Annotated in this window: 21 protein-coding genes; 11 read left to right on the top strand and 10 right to left on the bottom strand. The window is 69.3% G+C overall.

Annotation, left to right across the window (positions count from 1 at the left end):
• Positions 1–26: 26 nt before the first annotated feature.
• Entirely contained in the window at positions 27–338 is a 312-nt protein-coding gene (gene rplU / locus STHE_RS09125) for a 50S ribosomal protein L21 (protein WP_012872284.1), read from the bottom strand.
• A 386-nt stretch (positions 339–724) separates the two neighbouring features.
• On the opposite strand from rplU, the gene hemC reads away from it, so the two are divergent.
• From hemC to hemA, 5 genes are read left to right on the top strand one after another with little or no spacing between them, the layout of a single operon-like run.
• On the top strand, positions 725–1,660 hold the full coding sequence (hemC, locus tag STHE_RS09120; RefSeq protein ID WP_012872283.1) for a hydroxymethylbilane synthase: 936 nt from the start codon (positions 725–727) through the stop codon (positions 1,658–1,660).
• A gap of 8 nt (positions 1,661–1,668) precedes the next feature.
• The gene (locus STHE_RS09115) at positions 1,669–2,475 is read left to right on the top strand and encodes a uroporphyrinogen-III synthase (RefSeq protein WP_012872282.1); all 807 of its coding nucleotides are present in this window, start codon (positions 1,669–1,671) and stop codon (positions 2,473–2,475) included.
• The gene (hemB, locus tag STHE_RS09110) at positions 2,472–3,509 is read left to right on the top strand and encodes a porphobilinogen synthase (protein ID WP_012872281.1); all 1,038 of its coding nucleotides are present in this window, start codon (positions 2,472–2,474) and stop codon (positions 3,507–3,509) included. Before STHE_RS09115 ends, hemB begins: the two co-directional genes overlap by 4 nt.
• A 43-nt stretch (positions 3,510–3,552) precedes the next feature.
• The gene (hemL, locus tag STHE_RS09105; protein ID WP_012872280.1) at positions 3,553–4,836 is read left to right on the top strand and encodes a glutamate-1-semialdehyde 2,1-aminomutase; all 1,284 of its coding nucleotides are present in this window, start codon (positions 3,553–3,555) and stop codon (positions 4,834–4,836) included.
• 23 nt (positions 4,837–4,859) lie between these two features.
• Positions 4,860–6,128, top strand: a complete 1,269-nt coding sequence (gene hemA / locus STHE_RS09100) for a glutamyl-tRNA reductase (protein ID WP_012872279.1) — start codon at positions 4,860–4,862, stop codon at positions 6,126–6,128.
• 137 nt (positions 6,129–6,265) lie between these two features.
• Here hemA and STHE_RS09095 read toward each other — a convergent pair whose 3' ends face one another.
• The 3 genes from STHE_RS09095 to STHE_RS09085 form a co-directional block, all read right to left on the bottom strand.
• A complete protein-coding gene (locus STHE_RS09095) occupies positions 6,266–6,991 on the bottom strand; it encodes an RDD family protein (RefSeq protein WP_041398970.1) in 726 nt (241 codons plus the stop codon).
• 206 nt (positions 6,992–7,197) lie between these two features.
• A complete protein-coding gene (locus STHE_RS09090; RefSeq protein ID WP_012872277.1) occupies positions 7,198–7,707 on the bottom strand; it encodes a hypothetical protein in 510 nt (169 codons plus the stop codon).
• A 12-nt stretch (positions 7,708–7,719) separates the two neighbouring features.
• Positions 7,720–8,832 carry a DSD1 family PLP-dependent enzyme gene (locus tag STHE_RS09085; RefSeq protein ID WP_012872276.1) on the bottom strand — a complete coding sequence of 371 codons (1,113 nt, stop codon included), beginning with the start codon at positions 8,830–8,832 and terminating at the stop codon, positions 7,720–7,722.
• Between the two features lie 350 nt (positions 8,833–9,182).
• Between STHE_RS09085 and STHE_RS09080 the strand changes: the two genes are divergently transcribed.
• Positions 9,183–9,437: a hypothetical protein gene (locus tag STHE_RS09080; RefSeq protein ID WP_148219945.1), complete on the top strand. Its 255-nt coding sequence runs from the start codon at positions 9,183–9,185 to the stop codon at positions 9,435–9,437.
• 80 nt (positions 9,438–9,517) lie between these two features.
• Here STHE_RS09080 and argF read toward each other — a convergent pair whose 3' ends face one another.
• Positions 9,518–10,483 carry an ornithine carbamoyltransferase gene (argF, locus tag STHE_RS09075; protein ID WP_012872274.1) on the bottom strand — a complete coding sequence of 322 codons (966 nt, stop codon included), beginning with the start codon at positions 10,481–10,483 and terminating at the stop codon, positions 9,518–9,520.
• A gap of 382 nt (positions 10,484–10,865) precedes the next feature.
• On the opposite strand from argF, the gene STHE_RS09070 reads away from it, so the two are divergent.
• The 4 genes from STHE_RS09070 to STHE_RS09055 all read left to right on the top strand — a co-directional run bounded on the left by STHE_RS09070 (position 10,866) and on the right by STHE_RS09055 (position 14,827).
• Positions 10,866–12,023 carry an acyl-CoA dehydrogenase family protein gene (locus STHE_RS09070; protein ID WP_012872273.1) on the top strand — a complete coding sequence of 386 codons (1,158 nt, stop codon included), beginning with the start codon at positions 10,866–10,868 and terminating at the stop codon, positions 12,021–12,023.
• A complete protein-coding gene (locus STHE_RS09065) occupies positions 12,023–13,201 on the top strand; it encodes a CaiB/BaiF CoA transferase family protein (RefSeq protein ID WP_012872272.1) in 1,179 nt (392 codons plus the stop codon). The genes STHE_RS09070 and STHE_RS09065 overlap by 1 nt, the downstream gene beginning before the upstream one ends.
• 142 nt (positions 13,202–13,343) lie before the next feature.
• Positions 13,344–13,865: a MaoC family dehydratase gene (locus STHE_RS09060; protein WP_012872271.1), complete on the top strand. Its 522-nt coding sequence runs from the start codon at positions 13,344–13,346 to the stop codon at positions 13,863–13,865.
• Between the two features lie 176 nt (positions 13,866–14,041).
• Positions 14,042–14,827 (top strand): enoyl-CoA hydratase/isomerase family protein, encoded by a 786-nt coding sequence (locus tag STHE_RS09055; protein WP_012872270.1) that lies wholly within the window; start codon positions 14,042–14,044, stop codon positions 14,825–14,827.
• 98 nt (positions 14,828–14,925) lie between these two features.
• Here STHE_RS09055 and STHE_RS09050 read toward each other — a convergent pair whose 3' ends face one another.
• From STHE_RS09050 to STHE_RS09035, 4 genes are all read right to left on the bottom strand, one after another.
• The gene (locus STHE_RS09050) at positions 14,926–15,768 is read right to left on the bottom strand and encodes a CoA-binding protein (protein ID WP_012872269.1); all 843 of its coding nucleotides are present in this window, start codon (positions 15,766–15,768) and stop codon (positions 14,926–14,928) included.
• A 53-nt stretch (positions 15,769–15,821) separates the two neighbouring features.
• Positions 15,822–17,183, bottom strand: a complete 1,362-nt coding sequence (locus STHE_RS09045; protein WP_012872268.1) for an MmgE/PrpD family protein — start codon at positions 17,181–17,183, stop codon at positions 15,822–15,824.
• A 160-nt stretch (positions 17,184–17,343) separates the two neighbouring features.
• Positions 17,344–19,476 carry a YfhO family protein gene (locus STHE_RS09040; protein ID WP_041398967.1) on the bottom strand — a complete coding sequence of 711 codons (2,133 nt, stop codon included), beginning with the start codon at positions 19,474–19,476 and terminating at the stop codon, positions 17,344–17,346.
• A gap of 141 nt (positions 19,477–19,617) precedes the next feature.
• Positions 19,618–19,881 carry a hypothetical protein gene (locus STHE_RS09035; protein WP_012872266.1) on the bottom strand — a complete coding sequence of 88 codons (264 nt, stop codon included), beginning with the start codon at positions 19,879–19,881 and terminating at the stop codon, positions 19,618–19,620.
• A gap of 194 nt (positions 19,882–20,075) precedes the next feature.
• On the opposite strand from STHE_RS09035, the gene STHE_RS09030 reads away from it, so the two are divergent.
• Positions 20,076–21,125: a hypothetical protein gene (locus tag STHE_RS09030; RefSeq protein ID WP_148219944.1), complete on the top strand. Its 1,050-nt coding sequence runs from the start codon at positions 20,076–20,078 to the stop codon at positions 21,123–21,125.
• 133 nt (positions 21,126–21,258) lie between these two features.
• Here the strand turns inward: STHE_RS09030 and sucD are convergent, their stop codons facing one another.
• Entirely contained in the window at positions 21,259–22,128 is an 870-nt protein-coding gene (sucD, locus tag STHE_RS09025; protein WP_012872264.1) for a succinate--CoA ligase subunit alpha, read from the bottom strand.
• Positions 22,129–22,141 lie beyond the last annotated feature (13 nt).

Here is a 22,141-nt window from a genome sequence, read left to right as displayed (position 1 = left end):
TCGGCTCCCGCAGGTGCGGCGTCGCGTCAGGCGACGATCTCCTTAATGGTCAAGCGGGTCAATTGCTGGCGGTGCCCCTGCTTGCGCCGGTAGCGCTTCTTGGGCTTGAACTTGAAGACGATGACCTTCTTGCCCTTGATCTGGTCTTCGACGCTGGCGACGACCCGGGCGCCTTCGACGACCGGCGTGCCCACACGCACGTCCTCGCCGTCGGCGACCAGGAGCACCCGGTCCAGGGTCACGTCAGTTCCTGGCTCGGCGTCGAGGCGCTCGACCTCAATACGATCGCCGACCGCTACCCGGTATTGCTTACCGCCAGTCTCAACTACCGCGTACACTGAGCGTCCCCCCGCGTGATCCCGGCAAAACAAAAGCCGTGGACGCCGAACCCACGACCCGTAATCCTAGCAAATGCCTGCCAGCGTGTCAAACAGGCCGGCACCGCGAAACGGCGTCCCCTCGGGCCGCCGCAGCACGCTTAATCATACCACGTGCGTATGCGCGATGCGCCTTGACACCCCGTGACAGCGGCACGTAGAATGAAAACGATGTGAAGGTTTGCACAGATTTAGGCAACTTTGCCGAGAATCTGTGCGCCGGTCCGTCTCGCCCGCACCCGGTGCGGGTGCGCTCACCGCGAAGGGATCGGAGCCGTCCTCATGATCCACCCCGGCTCGAAGCGCCCCGTCGAGCCAGCCAGCCACCCCGGAGCGGAGGTGCGGCCGTGACCATCGTCCCGTCGCCTCAACTCCAGGTGCGCCTGGGAACGCGCGGGAGCGCACTGGCGCGGGAGCAGACCCGCCGCGTGATGGCCGCCCTCGCTGCCCTGCGCCCCGATCTCGAACTGATCGAGACGATCGTCAGCACCGCGGGCGACCGCGATAAGCGTACCCCATTGACCGTCATCGGGGGACAGGGGGTCTTCGCCCGCGAGCTGCAAACCGCACTCCTGGCCGGCACGGTCGATGTTGCCGTGCACAGCGCCAAGGATCTTCCCACCGAGCCGGTGCCAGGCCTCGTCATCGGCGCCTTCTTCAGCCGTGAGGATGCGCGGGATGTGTTGGTCTCGCGTGACGGCCGCTCGCTGGCCGACCTGCCTCCGGGCGCGCGCGTCGGGACCAGTTCCCGCCGGCGGCTGGTCGCCTTACGGCGCCTGCGGCCAGATCTTGAGGCGGTCGACCTTAGAGGGAACCTCGATACCCGCCTGCGCAAGGTGCGCGAGGGCGAGGTTGACGCGGCGATCCTGGCAGCAGCCGGGCTGCTGCGCATGGGCTGGCAGGAGCACATCACCGAGTTCCTGTCACTGGACGACTTCGTCCCGGCGCCGGGCCAGGGAGCGCTGGCGATCGAGTGCCGCGCGGACGATCCGGCGGTGAACGAGATGCTGGCCGCACTCAACGACCCCGCCGCGGCACTCGCGGCGCGGACCGAGCGGTCGTTCCTGCGCGCGCTCGGCGGAGGCTGCCGTTCCCCGATTGGCGCCCACGCCACGGTCAGCGGCGACACGGTGACGCTGCGGGTCATGCTGGGTGATGAGGCGATGACTCGAGTGCGCCTGTCGACCTGGACGCTCCCGGCCGCCGAGGCGGAGACCCGTGCCGGGGCGCTGGCGGTTGAGGTGCAGCGCTCGCTGGCGGGCGCCGACCCGTTGCCGGTGTGAGGACGGTCATGGAAGGCGGTGTCATCCCGGCGGAGTCCGCGTGCGGCCCTCTGGCAGGGCTGCGGGTGCTCGTCACTCGCGCTGCCGGTCAGGCGGGCGATCTGAGCGCCCGCCTGCGGGCCGCAGGGGCGGAGCCGGTCGAGGTGGCGGTGATCCAGATCGTCCCGCCGGATGATGTTGCCCCGCTGGATGACGCGCTGCGGCGGTTGCCCGAGTACGACTGGGTGCTGTTCACCAGCAGCAACACGGTTGAGGCGGTGTTCGCCCGGCTCGATGCGCTGGGTCTGGACGCCCGGGCGTTCGAGGCAACGCGCGTGGCGGCGATCGGGACGGCGACGGCCGAGCGCCTGCGTGCGCGAGGGGTGCGCGTTGACTACGTGCCGGACCGGTTCGTCGCCGAGGCGCTGCTGGAGGGGCTGATCACGCGCGGCGTCGCCGGGCAGCGGGTGCTGCTGCCGCGCGCCGAGCACGCGCGGGATGTCCTGCCGAACGGCCTTCGCTCGGTGGGCGCCACGGTCGACGTCGTCGTCGCCTACCGGACCGAGATCCCGCCCGACGCGCCGGGGCTGCGCGCGCTGGAGGCGGGGGAGATCGACGTCGTGACGCTGACCAGTTCCTCGACGGCGCGTAACCTCGTGGCGCTCGCGTCCGGGCGGGTCGACCTCATCAACCGCGCGCGGGTTGCCTGCATCGGCCCGATCACCGCCGCGACCGCGCGCGAGGTGGGCCTGCGGGTGGATCTGGTCGCCGAGGAACACACGATTCCCGGACTGGTTGCCGCGCTAGTGGCCGATGCAGAGAGGAGCCGCGCATGAGCCTGCCCGATCCGAGCGACCTGTCGTTCCGCCGCTTCCGCCGGTTGCGCCGGACGGAGGGCCTGCGGCGCCTGGTGCGCGAGACGCGCCTGTCGGCGGACGACTTCATTTATCCCCTCTTCATCACCTACGGGCGTGGAGTGCGCCGCCCGGTGCCCTCGATGCCGGGGGTTGACCAGATCAGCGTCGATCAACTCCCGGCCGAGGTGGAGGATCTGCGACGGCACGGCATCGGCGCGGTGCTGCTCTTCGGCATTCCGGAGACGAAGGATGCTGTTGCCAGCGGCGCCTACGACGAGCACGGCGTCGTGCAGGAAGCGGTGCGGGCGATCAAGGCGGTCGATCGCGATCTCGTGGTCATCACCGACGTCTGCAACTGCGAGTACACCGACCACGGCCACTGCGGCATCCTGATCGACGGCGAGGTCGCCAACGACCCGACGCTGGAGTTGCTGGCCCGGACCGCCGTCTCCCAGGCCGCGGCCGGAGCCGACGCCGTTGCGCCGTCGGACATGATGGACGGCCGGGTGAAGGTGATCCGGCGCGCGCTGGACGAGGCCGGGTTCACCCAGACGCCGATCATCTCTTACGCCGCGAAGTACGCCTCCGCCTTCTACGGTCCCTTCCGCGACGCGGCTGAATCGACACCGAGCTTCGGTGACCGGCGCTCGCACCAGATGGACCCGGGCAACCGGCGTGAGGCGCTGGCGGAGATCGCTACCGACATCGAGGAGGGGGCCGACGCCATCATCGTCAAGCCCGCGCTGCCGTACCTCGACGTGGTTGCCGAGGCCAGGGTGCGCTTCGACGTGCCGGTGCTGGCGTACAACGTGAGCGGCGAGTACAGCATGTTGAAGGCCGCCGCATTGAACGGGTGGATCGACGAGCGGCGCGCCGTGCTTGAGGCCTTGACCGCGATCAAGCGTGCGGGGGCCGGGGCGATCATCACCTATCACGCCAAGGAGGCTGCTCGCTGGCTGGCCGAAGAGGCCGGGGTGCCGAGCGCGGTGCGGGTCGCTGAGCCGGGCGACTGACAGAGGTGGAGGCGGGGTACGAGGGTCCATTGGAGGGCAGGGGATGACGCGTTCGGAGCGGGCATTTGCCGAGGCGCAGCGCTACATGCCGGGCGGGGTGAACAGCCCGGTGCGGGCCTTCCGGGCTGTGGGCGGCACGCCGCCCTTCATCGAGCGAGGGCAAGGCTCGCGCCTGACCGACGTCGACGGCAACGTTTACATCGACTACGTCTGCTCGTGGGGGCCGCTCATCGCCGGTCACGCCCACCCGGCCGTCACCGCGCGGCTGCACGAGGCGGTCGACCGGGGTACCAGCTACGGCGCGCCGACCGAGGCGGAGACGGAGCTGGCGCGGCTGGTGGTCGAGATGGTGCCGTCGATCGAGATGGTGCGATTCGTCAACTCGGGCACCGAGGCGACGATGTCTGCCCTCCGGCTGGCGCGCGGCGCCACCGGCCGGGACAAGATCGTCAAGTTCGCCGGCTGCTACCACGGGCACGCCGACGCGCTGCTCTCGACGGCCGGCTCGGGCGTGCTGACGCTCGGCATCCCAAGCGGGCCGGGGGTCACCGCCGGCACCGCGGCCGATACGATCTCGCTGCCGTACAACGACCTCGATGCCGTGCGTGCGGCCTTCGCGGAGAGCGGCGACCAGATCGCGGCGGTGATCGTCGAGCCCGTGGCGGGGAACATGGGAGTCATCCCGCCCGCCGAAGGGTTTCTTGAAGGGCTCCGCGAGATCACCCGGGAGCACGGCGCGCTGCTGATCTTCGACGAGGTCATCACCGGGTTCCGGGTGGCGCCGGGTGGGGCGCAGGAACGCTACGGCGTGCTGCCCGACCTGACCTGCCTGGGCAAGATCATCGGTGGCGGGCTGCCGGTTGGTGCCTACGGCGGGCGGCGTGACTTGATGGAGCAGATGGCGCCGCTGGGGCCGGTCTACCAGGCGGGGACGCTCTCGGGGAACCCACTGGCGATGGCGGCAGGGATCGCCACGCTGGAGCTGTTGCGCGAGCCGGGCATGTACGAGCGGTTGGAGGCGCTTGGCGCTCAGCTCGCCGAGGGGATGACCCGCGCCGCCGAGGCGGCGGGTGTGCCGCTGACCGTCAACCGGGTCGGCTCGATGCTGACCGGCTTCTTCACTGAGGGGCCGGTCACGGACTACGCCAGCGCCACCGCTGCCGACACGACACGCTACGCCCGCTTCCACCAGGCGATGCTCGCGCGCGGCGTCTACCTGGCTCCGTCGCAGTTCGAGGCCGCCTTTGTGTCGCTGGCGCATACAGCCGAGGACCTGGAGCAGACCGCCGAGGCGGCCATGGCGGCGATGCGGGAGGCGGCGGCCTGAAGTCGCCGGAGGACGAGCACGGAATGATCCTGTCGCACCTGACGCTCCTGGCTGTGACGCACCGCAGCGCACCGCTCGACGTGCGCGAGCGGCTGGCGTTCGACGACGCGGCGCTCGGTGCTCTGGTGGCTGATCTCCAACCGGTCGCGGAGGAGGTCGTTCCTCTCGTCACGTGCAACCGCACGGAGATCTACCTGCTCGGCCGGTCGGCAGAGGCCGCGGCCCGTGCCCTGCCCCTCATTGCCGCGCGGGCCGGGCTGGCGGAGGACACCCTCGCGGCCCACACCCGCTGCCTGACCGGCGCGGATGCGGCGCGCTACCTGTTCCGCGTCGCGGCGGGGCTGGAGTCGCTGGTCGTCGGCGAGCCGCAGATCCTTGGGCAGGTGCGCACGGCAGCGGAGTGGGCGCGCGGCGCCGGGGCAATCGGGCCGATCCTCTCGCGGCTCTTCACCTACGCGGTCGTCGCGGGCAAGCGCGCTCGCAGTGAGACCGCCATCAGCCGCGGCGCCGGGTCGGTCAGCCATGCGGCCGTGGAACTGGCGCGCTCGATCCTGGGTGATCTGGATGGCCGGCGGGCGCTGGTGATCGGCGTCGGGGAGATGGGGCAACTGGTCGCACGGAATCTGGTGGCACACGGCGCGCGGGATGTCGCCGTCTGCAACCGCTCGCCGGAGCGTGCGGCACTGGTCGCCCGCGAGATCGGCGGTCGCGTCGTGCCGTGGGAGGACCTGGACTCCGCACTGTATGATGCCGACATCGCCGTCACCGCGACCGGTGCCCGTGAACCGGTGCTGACGCGCGACCGGCTGGAGCCGGTGGCGGCGCAGCGGAACGGCCGCCCGCTCCTCCTGATCGACATCGCCGTCCCGCGCGACGTGGACCCGATCGCGGCCACGTTGCCTGGCGTATACCTCCGCGACATCGACGCGCTGCACGACATCCGCGAGGAGAACCTCCGCGAGCGGCAGGAGGTCATTCCCCAGGTCGAAGCGATCATCGAGGAGGAGGTCGCCGCCTTCACCGCCTGGTGCCACGGCCGCGAGGCCGTACCGGTCATCCGCGGCTTGCGCGAGCGGGTCGAGGCCGTGCAACAGCAGGAAGTGGAGCGTGCCCTGCGGCGCCTCGGCCACCTCAGCGAGCGCGACCGGGAAGTCGTCCGCGCGCTGGCCCACGGGCTGGTCAACAAGATCGTGCACGAACCGGTCACGCGCCTGCGCGAGGCCGACCCCGAGACCCGCGACGACTACGCCCAGGCGCTCAGCCACCTTTTCGACCTCAACGTGCGGTCGTAGGTTCCGTAGTTTCAGCCTCACCCCTCGCGGGCCTGGCACAGGCGTGTTCCCTGGTCCGCGAGACGGCACGAAAGAGGCGCAACGTCTCCAGCCCGTCTCACGTGGCTGGTGTGCCCGAGTATTTCGTCAAAGGCCATTCACCGCCGGCGGCGCTTGCGGTTCTTGCGGTTGGGGCGCGGCTCTGCCTTCGCGGGTGCAGGCGGCGGCTCGGGTTCGGAGCCCGGCGTGTCGGGGCGGTCGAATATGACGAGATCCTCGGGGATGTCGACCATCCTGATCACGACGACGACACCTGCCAGGCGATCCTGGAGGGTCTGGCCGCGCGGGTCGAACAGTGCGTAGAGGTGGCTCCACATCCCGGCTATCAGCAGCAAGAACGAGGTGATGAGCAGCGCGTAGCCGGCCGTGGTCTCTGATGTGGCGCTTCTGCCGCTGAGCACGAAGTTGGCAAGGACCAGGAATGCCCCTCCCAGGGTTGCGGCCATTAGCGCCCGGATCAACGCACGTGAGCGGCGAGGAGGCTCGCCGGTCTCCGGGTCGAGGATGCGGAGTTGAAGGATGCGCATGCCGACGGTGCCGCCGCGCGCGACGGTCAGGGTGAAGTATGCGACGACGCCGATCGCGACGACCGCGAGCCAGGCCCAGCCGGCCAGCCCTGCCTCCTCCTCGGCCTCGGGACCGGCGAAGGTGTTCCAGAGGAAACTTGAGCCCAGCGCGGAGAAGATGAACCAGAAGAAGCAGATGAACCAGTCGATGATGCTGCCTACCAGCCGCGGTATGGCTCCGGCGTAGCGCGCCGCCCGCTTACCGTCGGGAGTCCGGTAGACTCCTTTCCCGAGTAAGATCTGTGCCGCGGTCGACAAGTGCTCACCCCCACTCAGCGCCTGGACAGGCTTCCTGGGCACAATCATTCACCACGGGCGCGGATGCCAGCAAGGAGCAGGCGCCGAGGAGCGGCCCTCACCCCCGACCCCTCTCCCAACGTTGGGAGAGGGGAGCGATGTACAGAGGACCGGGCGAGGTCGCCAGTGCTTTTGGGTTTCCGCACGTCGAGGCGGAACCGGAATGGTTATGGCGTGCAGGTGGTGACGGAGCAGGTGACGGTGATCCCGGTGAGGACGAAAACGATGCCCAGGGCGAGCAGCCCGGCGGTCGCGGTCAGGTCGCGCCGGAGGCTGGAGGTCTTGCCGCGGTAGCGCCAGACGACGGCGTTGACGATCAGCGCCAGCACGGCGGCGGTGATGACGATCAGGGAGAAGAGGTTGGGGAGGAAGTCACCGGCGGCGGTCAGGCGCAGCACGGTGGTGACGGTGATCACCAGGACGGCGGCGGCCTCGGTCGCGCCGCTGATGGCGTAGAAGCGGCTGCGCGAGCGATCGACGGCGACCGCGTTGGCAGCCCAGCCACCCGCCAGAGCCGCCACAAGCGCGCCGAAGCCGACCGCCAGGGGCCAGACGACCGCCTCCGGCACCGTCAGTCCGAACGGTGCCACCAGCATCATCCCCGCCATCGCGGCGATCAAGGCCGCCAGGAAGACCACCGTGCCCGCGATCGCGCCGCGGACCCCGCTCCCGGCCACGGACGACCTCCGTCAGGTGGCCCGGCCGCGTGCGGCAACCGGCCACACGGCTTCCACGATGCCACCGCGCACGACCACATAGCAGTCGTGGAGGTTCACGGTCGTGCAGACATGGCCCGGCACGAAGCGGATCTTGTCTCCCGGGCGCAGCGAGCGCGCTTCTCCCTCCACGCGCAGCTTGACGTGCTCCTCGGACAGTGACAGCGTTTCCACTCCTTCGATACCGAAGGCGGTGGGCAGTCCGTGCTTGGGCGTCGCCGTCTTCAGCCCGATGTCGCCGACCGCGCGGTCGGGTGCGGGCCGGCTGACGATCGTGGACCAGAGGAACAGGGCCGGCTCGAAGGCGGTGTCCGGTCCCTCGACCTGGCGGTACCAGGCGTCCATGAAGACGTAGGAGCCGGCCTGGACCTCGTCGAAGCCCTCGATAGTGCTGGTGATGTCAAAGGTGCCGGTGCCGCCGCCGCTGACGACCTCGACCGGGATCCCCGCCGCCTCGATCATGCGCCGGGTCTCGATCAGCGGCGCCATCGCCTCGCGTACCCGGCGCTCCCGCTCGGCCCGATCCGGCACGCCGACCAGGTGGCCTTCGTACCCCTGCAGGCCGAAGAAGTGCAGGCCGGGCAGCGACGCGACCCGCTGGGCCAGCTCCACCGCCGGCGCGCCCGGCTCGACCCCGCAGCGGTTCATGCCGACGTTCACCTCGACCAGCACCCGTACGGTCGACCCGGCTGCCACCGCGGCCTCCGAGATCTGCCGGGCGTTGTCCAGGTCGTCCACCGCGACCGCGAGGTTGGCGTGCCGTGCCAGCCGGACCAGCCGCGCGATCTTGACCGGCCCGACGATCTGGTTCGCGATCAGGATGTCTTTGATGCCACCCTCGACCAGGGCCTCGGCCTCGCCGAGCTTCGCGCAGGTGATGCCGACCGCGCCGGCCTCGAGCTGCTTGTGGGCGATGATCGGCGACTTGTGGGTCTTGGCGTGCGGGCGGAGCTTCGCCGGTCGCTCCGCAAAGAAGGCCGCCATGCGGGCGATGTTTCGCTCCATCGCATCCGCGTCAATCACCAGAGCCGGCGTATCGACCTCATCCAGCGGTCGGCCGACGATCTCACTCCCGAACAGCGTCATGACCAGCCCCCTGCGCTCGGCGATTCGTCCAGGCGCAGCCCAGCGGCGGCTGCGCTCGGTGAGTCGATGGCGGCATTGTAGCACCGGCTTGCGCTCGTGGAGCCGCAGATAGCCGTGTGAACGCGGGTGCCGTCGCGCTGCCGGGGCACACCGAATTGGCTGCTCCACCCCGCAACCAGGAGCGCGGCTAATCGTTAGGTGAGATGAACCTACCAGGGCGAGCCGAGAAGGCCCGTCCCCGGCGGAAGGGCACCCGCGCTGGGGTGTGGCCGGTGTGCCTGTCACGGAGCGCGACCGTGGTTGCGGTGGGTTTCGAGGGGGTCGGTTTGGACGTTGACGAGGAGCGGCAGATGCGTGCAACGAGTGGGCCACGACTGGTCCACCAGGAACTGTGCGACCTGGGCAACGGGCGGATCGTGGAGGTCTTCGGCTACGACGCGGTGATCGGCATCGGCGAGGACGGGCGCGCGACGCGGTGGGACAGCATCGTGCGTGATGCCAGCGGCAAGATCGTCGATAGCGGCGCGGTGAGCGAGTCGATGGCGCGGGCGATGATCGACGCGGCCCGACGGCGGCTGGAAATCGGCGTCGTCGGCCAGGCATAACCCCGGCCGGTGGGTGCCCAGGCCAGGGTATGGGGATCGCGGAGGCGCGGGGCGGCCGTGTGGCCGCCCCGCGTCGCGCCTTAGGCGAAGATGCTGTCGACGTGGTCGCTGATCATTTCGACCAGCAGCGCCTTGTGCAGGTGCAGGCGGTTCTCGGTCTGGTCGAAGATGATGGACGCCGGGCCGTCGGCCACCTCAGCCGTGACCTCGTTGCCCCGGTACATCGGGAGGCAGTGCATGAAGAGTGCGCCGGGCTTGGCGTAGGCCATCAACTCGGTGTTGACCTGGAACGGCTTGAGAGCCTCCAGTACCTCCGGTGCCACCTCCTGGCCCATGCTGACCCAGACATCGGTGTAGACGATGTCGGCACCGGCCACGCCCTCGCGCGGGTCGTCCACCACCGAGATCGTCGCGCCGGTGGTGGCGCCGATAGCCGTCGCGCGGGCCAGGATGTCCGGGTTCGGGCGCGACGCGGCCGGGCAGGCGACACAGACGTCGAGGCCGACGAGCGCCCCGGCCAGGAGCAGGGAGTGGACCATGTTGTTGGCGTTGCCGACGTAGGTCAGCTTCCGGCCGCTCCAGCCCCCGAGGTGCTCCTTGACCGTCAGCATGTCGGCCAGCGCCTGCGTCGGGTGGGCGAGGTCGGACAGACCGTTGATCACCGGTATCGTCGCCGCGGCCGCCAGAGCTTCCAGATCCTCGTGCTTGAACACCCGTGCCATGATGGCGTCGACGTAGCGCGAGAGGACCCGAGCGGTGTCGGCGATCGTCTCACCCCGGCCGAGTTGCAGGTCGTTGGTCGAGAGGTACAGGGCGTGACCACCAAGCTGTGCGACCCCGGCTTCGAATGCCACCCGGGTCCGGGTTGAGGGTTTCTCGAAGATCATCGCGAGGGTCTTGCCGCGGAGGAGGTGGTCGTGGAGTTCGCCCGCGGCTCGCTGGGCCTTCAGTTCGGCGGCGCGCTCGATCAGCGCCACCGCCTGATGCGGGGTCAGATCATCGTCGGTAAGAAGGTCAAACTTCGCGATCCGGGTTTGGGTGGCCATCGCTTCTCTCCCTCCACAACACAGGCCAACCTACGAGACTCAGCGTCACACCTGAGCATCTCGAAGCTGCACCTGCGCCTGAAGCGGAGAGCCGATTGACCCACCTGTTTACCCTTCCATTCGCTCTGATCCGCGGAATACACACTCCCTACCGGACCTTGCCCGGCAAGTGGGCGTAACAATGCACTATTGTGGCCACGGTGTCAAGGGTACTGTCCGTAATGTCAGCGCGATATCAGTCTGCGGCGGCCCTCGTGCCTCCTGGCTTCTTCGTAAGGAGCGGCGCTCGCGTTCCAGGGGGCATGCATCGCGCCGGGTGTGCGCTATAGTGGGCGAGGGGCGCTTCTTGCCGTGGAGTGGATAGGAGAGGGAGCGGTCGAGCGTGACCGAGAATGAGCTGCATCGAGACCTGCGCCGCGCGGTGCGGGAGTTGTGCCAGCGTTTCCCCGATGAGTACTGGCGCGAGAAGGACGCAGCGTCGGCTTATCCCGAGGAATTCGTCAAGGCGATGACCGACGCGAGCTTCCTCGCCGCCCTGATTCCCGAGGAGTACGGCGGGCTCGGCTTCGGCGTCACCGAGGCGTCGATCATCCTGGAGGAGGTCAACCGCTCCGGGGGCAACGCCGGTGCCTGCCACGCGCAGATGTACACCATGGGCACGCTCTTGCGGCACGGCTCGGAGGAACAGAAGCGGAAGTATCTGCCCAAGATCGCCACCGGCGAACTGCGACTGCAAGCCTTCGGCGTGACCGAGCCGGACGCGGGCACCGATACGACCCAGATCAAGACGACGGCCGTGCGCCGTGGGGACCGCTACGTGATCAGCGGGCAGAAGGTCTTTACCTCGCGGGTGCAGCACTCCGACCTGATGATCCTGCTCGCACGCACCACGCCGCGCGATCAGGTGAAGAAGCGGTCGGAGGGGCTGTCCGTCTTCCTGGTCGACCTGCGGGAGGCGATCGGCCATGGGATGGAAGTCCAGCCGATCGAGACGATGATGAACCACGAGACGAACGCCGTCTTCTTTGACAACCTGGAGGTCCCGGCGGAGAACCTGATCGGCGAAGAGGGACAGGGGTTCCGCTACATCCTCGACGGGATGAACGCCGAGCGGATCCTGATCGCCGCCGAGTGCATCGGGGACGGCTACTGGTTCATCGACCGCTCGACGAAGTACGCCTCCGAGCGCGTGGTGTTCGGCCGGCCGATCGGGCAGAACCAAGGGGTGCAGTTCCCGATCGCCCAGGCCTACGTCCACCTGCGCGCCGCCGACCTGATGCGCTACGACGCGGCGGCGAAGTTCGACCGGGGCGAGCCGTGCGGTGCGGAGGCGAACATGGCGAAGCTGCTGGCGGCAGATGCCTCCTGGGAGGCAGCCAACGTCGCCATCCAGACGCACGGCGGCTACGGCTTTGCCAAGGAGTACGATATCGAGCGCAAGTTCCGTGAGACGCGGCTGTACCAGGTGGCGCCCATCTCGACGAACCTGATCCTGTCGTACATCGGCCAGCATGTGCTGGGAATGCCGAGGTCGTTCTGATGCTGCCGCTTGAAGGGATCACCGTCGTCGCTCTGGAGCAAGCGGTCGCCGCGCCGTTCGCCACGCGGCAGTTGGCCGATCTCGGCGCGCGGGTCATCAAGATCGAGCGCCCGGGAAGCGGCGACTTCGCCCGCGGTTATGACGCGGCGGTGCGGGGGCTGTCTGCCTACTTCGTCTGGCTCAACCGGGGCAAAGAGTCGCTGACGCTCAACCTCAAGCACCCGGAAGGGGTGCGCATCCTCGATGGGTTGCTGGCGGGGGCCGACGTCTTCGTTCACAACCTGGCGCCGGGCGCGGTGGAGCGGCTCGGCTTCGGGGCCGAGACGGTACGCGCCCGCTACCCGCGCCTCATCACGTGCGCTGTCTCGGGCTACGGGTCGAGTGGGCCCTACCGGGACAAGAAGGCCTACGACCTCCTGATCCAGTGCGAGACGGGGCTGGTGTCCGTCACCGGCACGCCGGAGGCGCCGTCGCGGGCCGGGATCTCGGTGGCCGACATCGCCGGTGGCATGTACGCCTACTCCGGCATCCTGGCCGCGCTCTACCAGCGCGAGCGGACCGGCGAGGGCGCGGCGCTGGAGGTGTCGCTGTTCGACGCCCTGGGCGAGTGGATGAGCCACCCGATGTACACCACGGCCTACACCGGGCAGCAGCCGGTGCGCAGCGCGGCCAGCCACCCGACGATCGCGCCGTACGGCCCGTATCCGGCCGGGGACGGCGCGCTGGTGCATCTCTCGATCCAGAACGAACGGGAGTGGGTGCGCTTCTGCGAGGTGGTGTTGGAGCAGCCGGAGGTTGCCACCGACCCGCGTTTCGCTACCAACCCCGACCGGGTCGCCAATCGCAAGGCGCTGGCCGAGGTGATCGAAGCCGCCTTTGGCGGGCTGAGTGCCGACGAGGTGGTGGAGCGGCTGGAGCGAGCCGGGATCGCCAACGCGCGGATGCGCACGGTACAGGAGTTCATCGATCATCCCCAGCTCGCGGCGCGAGACCGCTGGACCGAGATCGACTCTCCCGTGGGGCCACTGCGTGCGCTGTTGCCACCGGTCGTCATGGAGGGCGTCACACCGGCGATGGGTGCGATCCCCGCGCTCGGGGCGCACACCGATGCCATCCTTGCGACGCTCGGGTACGACGCCGCGGCCATCGCGCGCCTGCGGGACGAGGGGGTCGTGTGAGGAGGACGTCATACGTCATGCGTCAACCGTCCCCCTCACCCCTGGCCCCTCTCGGACGGAGCCCCACCAGGGGAGAGGGGAGCAGGACGGAACACGCATCACGTATGACGCAGGATGTGCCGGACTGAAAGGACTCTTGTGCATGGCTGAGAAGCCAGGCTGGAGCGGACGGTTCTACGAGGACTTCGAGGTCGGGGATGTCTACCAGCACCCGCTGGGACGCACGGTCACCACGACCGACAACATCTGGTTCACTCTGCTGACGCAGAACACGGCGCCGATTCACTTCGACCACTACTACTCGGCGCAGACCGAGTTCGGGCGGCCGCTGGTCGACTCGACTTTCACGCTGGCGCTGGTCACTGGCCAGAGCGTGATGGACATTTCGCAGAATGTCTTCGCCAACCTCGGCTGGGATGAGGTGCGGCTGCCGCACCCGGTTTTCGAGGGGGACACGATCTACTCCCAGTCTGAGGTGCTGAGCAAGCGGGAGTCGAAGTCGCGGCCGAACGTGGGTATCGTGACGGTGCGGACGACCGGTTACAACCAGGACGGGGTGGTGGTCATCACGTTCAAGCGGACGATCATGGTCTACAAGCGGGGCCATGCGCCGACGATCCCCCGACCGAAGCTCGCAGAGAGCGGTGAAGAGGGTTCGTCGTGAGTGATGCGTCATACGTCATGCGTCACCCGTATTGCGTAGTGCGTATTGCGTGTTCCGTGTTCCGTGTTCCGTCTTGCTCCCCTCTCCCCTGGTGGGGCTCCGTCCGAGAGGGGCCGGGGGTGAGGGGGACGCATCACGCATGACGTATGAAGCATGAATTCATCGGAAGGAGCGCCATGGATACGGGAACGCCTGATCTGTTGTTCGAGCGGCGGGGGCCGGTCGCCTGGGTGACGTTCAACCGGCCGGAGTCCCGCAACGCGATGACCTTTGCCATGTACGACGGGCTGGCCCGCATCTGCGACGCGGTGGAAGCCGATCCGGAGGTGCGGGTGCTGGTGCTGACCGGCGCGGGGGACAAGGCGTTCGTCGCCGGAACTGACATTAGCCAGTTCCAGACCTTCACCGAGCCGCAGCATGCGCTCGACTATGAGGCGCGGATCGACGGCGTGATCGGACGGCTGGAGGCGCTGGCGCGGCCGACGATCGCCATGGTGCGTGGCTACGCCGTCGGGGGCGGCGCGAGCATTGCCCTCGCCTGCGACCTGCGCATCTGCACGCCCGACGCCCGCTTCGGGATCCCGATCGCGCGGACGCTCGGCAACTGCCTCTCGATGAACAACTACTCCCGGCTGGTGGACCTGATCGGTCCGGCGCGGACGAAGGAGATCATCTTTACCGCGCGTATGGTGGGCGCTGAGGAGGCTAAGGCGATCGGGCTGGTCAACGAGATCGTCGCGCCGGAAGAGCTGGAAGCGCGGGTGACCGAGGTGGCCGAGCAGATCGCGGCCAACGCCCCGCTGACGATCCAGGTCACCAAGGAGTCCGTGCGTCGCGTGCTGGCGCACCGGCGCCCCGAGCGCAGCGAAGAACTGATCCTGCGGTGCTACATGAGCGAGGACTTCCGCGAGGGGGTGCGTGCCTTCCTGGAGAAGCGCAAGCCGCAGTGGCAGGGGCGCTAGCCACTGGAGCGTCGGCGTCCATCCCGGATCTCCCGCACATAGCCCCCCTGTCCCAACGTTGGGAGAGGGGTCGGGGGTGAGGGCCGCTCACGTATACATCAGTCGTCGCCGAAGTAGGGGACGCCCCGAAAAGTCAGGCTGAGGTACTGGACGAGGTCTTCCCACTCCTCCGCCACGAGCGCCCCTGCGTCGAGCAGCGCATCCGTTCCGTCAGGGGCGCCGTCGGTAGACGCCACGATGAGTGGCTTGGTGTACCGCTGAGCCATGATGGCGTCGGCGACCTCCTCCGCCCAGGCGGCGTTTCCCGCGAGCACGACGCCTGCGGTCGCGTCGTCTCGCTCGAAGAGGGGGAGCAGGGACGCCGGGGTCGTCACCACCATCGGAGCCGTGCCCGTGCTCACGGCGGTGCTGATGCCGATGCCGAGCCGCCGGGTCAGCGCGGCGATGTCGGCGGCCAGCGTGGCGCCCGGCGCGATGACACCTACCCTGCCGGGGGAAAAGTTGCGGTCGGGGTTTTCCCCGCCGATCGTGCCGATCCGCAGGCGTGCCGCCGGGGCGATGATCCCGGCCGAGCCGGGGCCGAGCACGCGGGCCGCGCTGTCGCGCGCCCAGCCGAGCAGGCGCTGGACATCTCTCTCCGGGACGAACTCGGTGGCGATCAGGAGCAGGCGGATGTCGTGGGAGAGTGCCTCCAGCGCGGCGTCGAGCACGGCGTCCGGCGGTACCGCGATCAACGTGGCGCTCGGCTGGTGGAAGAGGACGGCGTCGGCCACAGAGTTGTAGACCGGCACTCCTGCCACACGATCGCCATAGCGTCCGGGGGCGACCCCGGCCACGACCGGTGTGCCGTAGGCCAGCATCTGCTCGGTGAGGGCAGCCGCTGCGTCCTCGGTGATCCCCTGGACGAGCACGCGCGTTGTGGTATCGATCAACACGGTCACCGAGGGCCGCCCCTTCGCCCGTCTCGCACCCGTACCCTGCGCTTCACGTACAGCTAGATGACCGGCAGCCGCTGAACCAGCGGCAGGATCAGGTCCACCACCGGCGGATCATCCGGCAGGCGGTTCACCTCTTCAACCAGCCGGGCCGCGGTGTGGTGTCCGACCACGGGATCGGCAAGGTCGTGGAACTTGGCCGCGACCTCGTCGTCGGTGAGCGGGTTGGCCGGCATCCCCTTGGGGTGCTCGACCGTCTCTTCCAGCACCGTGCCGTCCGACAGCGTCACCCGAACGTGAGAGGCCCAGACGGCAGGGTACCTGGCGGTGCGCTCGGGGTTCTCTGATGCACTCGTGCGGGACAGAAGCGCGCCGATGTCGTCGCCGGCGAGCCGCTCCTCGGTGAACTGCTCCAGACCGGCCCGGCCGTCGAGGAGCGCGACAGCTACCGCGTACTGGATGCTGAACTTCGCCTCGTACGGGGTGCGCGGCGCCGGGTTGTCGGTGATGTCGAGGGCCACCCGGTAGGTGTCGATGTCGACTCGCTCGATCGGCCGCCCGGCGATGCGCTCGCGCAGCAGCAGGGCGGCATCGACGGCGGTGTGGGTGTGACCGCAGCAGGCGTGGAGCTTGAAACCGTTCTCCACGATCTTGAAGTCACGGCCGAGCCCGGCGGTGACCCGCTCGGGGTGGGCCGGGTCGGCTGTGGCGGCGAAGAAGCCGCGCGGGCCTTCGAGGATGCGTGTTGCGCCGGTGAACCCGGCAGCGGCGAGGTCGGCCGAGAGGATCCCGTCGTGGGCAGCCATCCCGGCGTGCAAATGCTTCGACATCGCGCCGTCGGCAAGGAACTCCCAGAGTCCGCCAGCCTGGGTGCCTGCGGTGCCGAGGGCATGGACAACCTGCTCGGGCGACAGATCGAGCAGCGCGCTGGCCGCGGCCGCGGCACCGAAGACGCCGCAGGTGGCGGTCGGGTGCCAGTACCGGTAGTGCGAGGGGTTGACTGCCTCGGCCACGCGGATCCCCACGTCGTAGCCCAGGGCGACCGCGCGGATGAGGTCTCTGCCGCGGGCATTGCGCCGCTCGGCGACAGCGAGCGCGGCCGGGATGATCGGTGCAGCCGGGTGGAACGTTGAGGCCTGGTGGAGATCGTCCAACTCGATGATATGCGACGCGGTGCCGTTGACGAAGGCGGCGCCGAGAGCCGAGAGTGTCTCACCGGTTGCCAGCACCGTCGAGTCCTTGCCGGGCATCGCCCGGCTCGCTACCTTGTGCGCGATGCGCGCGGGTTCGGTGGTTCCACCGCGGAGCGCAGAGCCGAGCCAGTCGAGGATCGAGCGGCGCGTCATGACGACGGCCTCCGTGGGCAGGTCGTCGAAACGCGTGGCGGTGATGAACTCGGCCAAGGTCCTCGTCAGCGTCATGCCGTGCCTCCGCTCTCGTACTCGCGCAGGATCGTTTCGATCTGCTGCTGAAGGTCCGGTAGGTCGCGCTCGATCACGTTCCAGACTTCGATGACATCGACGCGCATGTGGCTGTGGTGCCCTCGCTCCGCCGTGGGTGGTGATCCTCGCCGGGATCGTATCACAGTGTCGCCTTGGGAGGGTGGGGCGCGCGGCGGGCGGCGCGGGCGGCGATCAGGGTCCAGATCCCGGCCAGGATCAACCCGCTCACACACAGCGCCAACCCGATCCAAACCGAGCGAGGGCGGTAGACGATCTCGACGATGTGGATACCCGCGGGGACGCTGACCCCTTGCAGTACGCCGCCCACCTGATCGAGCGTGGCGCGGCGCCCGTCGATGCGTGCCTCCCAGCCGGGGTACCAGGGGGTGCCCACCACGAGGTACCCGTCCGTGGCGAGGTCCACCTGCACCACGAGGCGGTCGGAGGTCTGCATGGTCACCGTCGCGCCTCCGGTCGCCGGATCAGGTGCGACGGCGCCGTCCATCGCGAGCCGGGCGAGGTGCTCCGGCGTGGCGCCGGCCAGTGCCGCACCCAGCGAAGCGGGGACGACGAAGGCGCGCGGCATGACCGCGTCGTTGCGGTAGAGGAAGGTGTCGCCGATGGTGGCGATGTGGTCCAGCTCGGGGTCATCCAGTGGCGCGCGCGAGGCCACGATGCCGACGTTGAGCAGGCCGAGGAGGCGCGCGCGCGGCTGGGCGTCCTGGTGCGTGGGCCACTCGGGGTCGTAGACCTCAAAGGGCGGGATAGCCAGCGCGTAGCCGTCGAACCGGTAGCCGCCTGCGAGCTGCATGAAGCCCGCGTATCGTGCGATCTGGAGCGGGTCCTGCCCGTCGGCGAGTTCGAGGTCCAGCGCGGGGAGGACCGCCTGGCGGATGTTCCGCTGCACCCCGTAGACGCGGGTGTCCCCCGCCAGGGCCGCGGCGACGGCTTCGAGACGGGACGGGGTGTATCCGATGTCGGCGCTGCGGACGTGCAGGAGGGGCTCGTCGACTGCCCAGAGGTTGACGGCGAGGAGCAGGATCACCGCGGGTTGGAGGAGGCGCAGGTGCGGGCGGCCGCCCAGGAGCGCCTCGAAGCCCAATCCGGCCAACAGGGCGAGTGTCAATGTCCCGAGGAACCAGATGCGCGCCGGAGCGCGGAAGTAGCCGAAGCCGGGGACATGCTCGGCCAGGAAGGGCAGGAGTGGCGTGGCGGCGCCCATCGCCAGCACGGCGGTGAGGCAGACCGCCACGGTGAGGAGCGCGGCCAGTGCACGCCGGCGGAGGAAGGCGAGCGGGAACAGGAACAAGACCGGGATGCCGGGTACGAAGGTCTTCTCGTGGGGTGTCGCCCCATCCAGGGGCACAGCAAGCAGGTAGCGGAGCAGATCGAGCGGCGCCAGTCGATCCTCGACGGTTAGCCCGCCCTCGCGCAACGACTGGTGAGTGAACTCCAGTGCCGGGATGAGGAGTGCCGCACCGACAAGGGCGCCGATGGCGACGGTGCCCACGCCGATACCGGCGACCCGCAGCGCGGCACGGAGGCGCACCCGCCCCGTCGGCTCCTGCTGGGCAGCCCACACCAGCCCGCCGGCGGTCAGCGCGCCGACCATGAGCAGGTGATAGAACGCGATCTGCGGGTGCCCGGCCAGGATCGCCAGCCCGAGGGCGAGCCCGGCGGGGGCGACCCAGATGGGCCCTCGGCGGATCGCGAGCACGAGCGCGAGTGCGACCCACGGGAGCCAGGCGGCGGCCATTGTCATCGTCAGATGACCGGCACCGTAGTGGCCGATGAGCCGTGGACTCCACATAAAGGCGATGCCGACGAGCAGGGCGGCGCCTGTGCCGAGGCGCACCCCCAGGCGGGCCAGCGCGTAGGCGCCGACGCCCGCAAAGGCCAGGTGGCCGACCAGCACTAGGAGGAAGAACTCGCGGAGCGGCAGCAGATGGACGAGGTGTGTGGGCGGATAGAAGAGCGCCGCCAGTGGGTCCGCGGCGAAGGGCCGCCCGCTCATCAGATGCGGGTTCCAGAGCGGGATCGCGCCGGTCTCGGCGACGGCCTGCTTCAGAAAGGCCGTCTGGCCCCAATGCGTGACCCAGAGATCGGAGCCATCGCCGCTGGCCGGCAGTCCTTGGGGAACCTGGAAGGTTTGCCAGTTGAGGAGGATGGCCAGCAGCACGAGGGTGACGACGGCAAGGGCGTCGCCCACCCTGGAGGGCGCCCGGCTGTCGAGCGAGCGTTCGGCGTGCGCCAGACGAGGGTCAGCCAGCACCGATCGACACGTCGCAATCTCGATCCCGAAGGGTCGCCGCACGGTGCAGACCGGGCCGCCGGCATGCTCGACCGAAGGCAGTCAGCGGCGCCGGATCGCCTCGTAGTGTACTCGACGTGGCTCGGGGGTGGGGCCGCCCGCTCAGGAGGTCCAGAGCCCTGCCGTGAACCGGGCCGCCACCGCACCGCAGTCGGAGCAGCGGGCTTCGATGCTGTTGCCCGTCCGCTTGAGGCGGATAGCGACGGTATCAGGGTGGTCGGTCCCGCACTCCGGGCAGACGATCGGCTCCCACAGCTCGCGGGCAAGCTCGAGGTCGTTACTGCTGGCTCGCGCGCGCCGGACCGAGCGGACTCCGGACGCCATGGCGCCGTCGTCGTCGCGGGCGAACCCGCGGTTGCGCCTCATGCTGTTCCTCCACCGGTGTTGCCATTAGGCTGCCAGCGACCCGGCCGCCGTTGCGCGGCGGGGGTCGGATCGGCCTGCGCTTCCCACTGTTTCGCTCGTCTGCCCCACCATATACTCGATATCCGCGTTCCCGGCAAGACCACACTACGCACGGGCCCGCGCCGTGCCGGTCGGGTACAATCGGGGACGAGGCCATGATGACCCGACCACACGACCCCAGCGACATCGACGGCATACTGGCGCGCCTCCGGGCCGGTGAGTCACCAGACCCGGGAGCGGCGGAGCATGTCGCCCATCTCCCGACTGAGGAACGAGCGCGCGTGCTCGGCGTGCTCCTGGAGGAGCCGACCGCACGCCGCTGGCTTCGGGGAGAGATCCTGCCCCGCCTTGACCCTGCCACCGCAGCCGCCGTGGCCGATTGGCTCCTGACGTACGAGGCGGACTTCGTTCCTGAGCGGCGCGACCGGACGACCGCCGCGGTCGTCCGTGCCTTGCCGGTGAGCGAGCTGGTCGAGCGCGCTCCCTTCCTCGCCGGAAGCAACGCCGCGGGAGTGCTCTGGGAGCGGCTGGCTACGGCCGGGCCGGATACCGTGCGGGATGCGGCGCTGCGCGTCTTCCGGGAGGGCACGCCCGTGGCTCGCGAGACGACCCTCTACCTCCTGGTGCTCGATCCATACGGCCCTGGATCACTGCCGGACGACGGCCGCCGCGCGCTGGTGCTGGCTGCGTTGGCGGATCCGGACGAGGAGATCCGTGGTCTGGCCGCCGAGGTTGCGGCTGATGAAGCGCCGGACATGCTCCTGGCCGACACGGCGCGCTGGGTGCGGGACTCTGCGGTGCGGGTACGGGCCGCCGCCTGGGCGTGTGCCTTCACTGAGGATCCGGAGCGTGCGGCCGAGGACGCGCTGGCGCTCCTGGTGAGTGAGGCGGAACCGCTCCCGGCGCGCCGCAGTGCGTTGCTGGCGCTGGGCGAGTGGTTGACCACGGCGCAGATCGAGCCGGTGCTGACCACGTTCGTGCGGCACCCGGTGCAGGAATTGGCCGAAGACGCGGCCGGGCTGCTGTGGACGCGGCACCGCACGCCTGTGGCGGCGCAGGCCGCGTCGGAGAGCCCGCATGCCACGGTGCGCGACATCGCCGCGCGGCTGTTGGATCCGCGGCTCGGCTCCCCGCTCGCGGGCGGCTTCCGCTCGGGCGCCGAGGAGCAGGGGTACGACTTCTACGACCCGTTCCGGGAGAGGTGAACGCGTGATGCGTCATGCGTCATACGTCACCCGTCAGCCGGCACTCCGCGGATATGGCAAGACGGGTGCGGGAGGATCTGATCATCCTCCCGCACCCGTTGTGTGACGCCTGACGTATGACGGGTGACGGATCCTACCCGAGCGCCTCGCGCACGAGTTCGGCCACCTGCTGGGCGCTCTCGGCGACCGGCACGCCCGCCGCGTTGAGGGCAGCGATCTTCTCGGCCGCAGTGCCCTGGCCGCCGGAGATGATGGCTCCGGCGTGCCCCATGCGCTTGCCTGGCGGTGCGGTGCGCCCGGCGATGAAGCCGACGACCGGCTTGGTGACGTGTGCCTTGATGTACTCGGCTGCCTTCTCTTCGTCGGTGCCGCCGATCTCCCCGATCATCACGATGGCGCGGGTGGCCGGGTCAGCCTCGAACATCCCCAGCACATCGACGAACGAGGTACCGATGATCGGGTCGCCGCCGATGCCGACTGCGGTGCTCTGCCCGAGGCCGGCCTGGGTCAGTGCGTGCACGACCTCATAGGTCAGCGTGCCACTGCGAGAGACGACCCCGACCGGGCCGGGCGTGTGGATGTAGCCCGGCATGATGCCGACCTTGGCCTGACCCGGGGTGATCAACCCGGGGCAGTTCGGCCCGATCAGCCGGCTGCCCGACTGCTTGACGTGGTGGTAGACCTTGACCATGTCGAGCGTCGGGATGTTCTCAGTGATGCAGACGACAAGCGCGATCCCGGCATCCACGGCCTCGTAGATGGCGTCCGGCGCGAAGCGGGCGGGGACGTAGATGATCGAGGTGTTGGCGCCGGTCTCGCGCACGGCCTCCTCAACCGTGTTGAACACCGGGACGCCGTGCACCGTCTTGCCCGCGCCGCCGGGGGTGACCCCGGCGACCACGTTGGTGCCGTATTCGATCATCTGCGCGGTGTGGAAGGACCCTTCCCGGCCGGTGATGCCCTGAACCAGCAGGCGTGTCTGGCGATCGACGAGAATGCTCACGCGTTTCCTCCCA

The sequence above is a fragment of the Sphaerobacter thermophilus DSM 20745 genome (assembly GCF_000024985.1).
Lineage (GTDB): Bacteria > Chloroflexota > Chloroflexia > Thermomicrobiales > Thermomicrobiaceae > Sphaerobacter > Sphaerobacter thermophilus.
Note: the sequence above shows the minus strand (reverse complement) of the source record. Positions and strands in the feature narration are given on the sequence as shown.

Excerpts from the sequence above, each read along its gene's own strand:
- STHE_RS09065 (WP_012872272.1), top strand. The coding sequence starts at position 12,023 with ATGCTGCCGCTTGAAGGGATCACCGTCGTCGCTCTGGAGCAAGCGGTC.
- hemL (WP_012872280.1), top strand. The coding sequence starts at position 3,553 with ATGACGCGTTCGGAGCGGGCATTTGCCGAGGCGCAGCGCTACATGCCG.
- hemB (WP_012872281.1), top strand. The coding sequence starts at position 2,472 with ATGAGCCTGCCCGATCCGAGCGACCTGTCGTTCCGCCGCTTCCGCCGG.
- STHE_RS09060 (WP_012872271.1), top strand. The coding sequence starts at position 13,344 with ATGGCTGAGAAGCCAGGCTGGAGCGGACGGTTCTACGAGGACTTCGAG.
- hemA (WP_012872279.1), top strand. The coding sequence starts at position 4,860 with ATGATCCTGTCGCACCTGACGCTCCTGGCTGTGACGCACCGCAGCGCA.
- STHE_RS09115 (WP_012872282.1), top strand. The coding sequence starts at position 1,669 with ATGGAAGGCGGTGTCATCCCGGCGGAGTCCGCGTGCGGCCCTCTGGCA.
- STHE_RS09030 (WP_148219944.1), top strand. The coding sequence starts at position 20,076 with ATGATGACCCGACCACACGACCCCAGCGACATCGACGGCATACTGGCG.
- argF (WP_012872274.1), bottom strand. The coding sequence starts at position 10,483 with ATGGCCACCCAAACCCGGATCGCGAAGTTTGACCTTCTTACCGACGAT.
- STHE_RS09045 (WP_012872268.1), bottom strand. The coding sequence starts at position 17,183 with ATGACGCTGACGAGGACCTTGGCCGAGTTCATCACCGCCACGCGTTTC.
- STHE_RS09055 (WP_012872270.1), top strand. The coding sequence starts at position 14,042 with ATGGATACGGGAACGCCTGATCTGTTGTTCGAGCGGCGGGGGCCGGTC.
- STHE_RS09080 (WP_148219945.1), top strand. The coding sequence starts at position 9,183 with ATGCGTGCAACGAGTGGGCCACGACTGGTCCACCAGGAACTGTGCGAC.
- STHE_RS09085 (WP_012872276.1), bottom strand. The coding sequence starts at position 8,832 with ATGACGCTGTTCGGGAGTGAGATCGTCGGCCGACCGCTGGATGAGGTC.
- STHE_RS09035 (WP_012872266.1), bottom strand. The coding sequence starts at position 19,881 with ATGAGGCGCAACCGCGGGTTCGCCCGCGACGACGACGGCGCCATGGCG.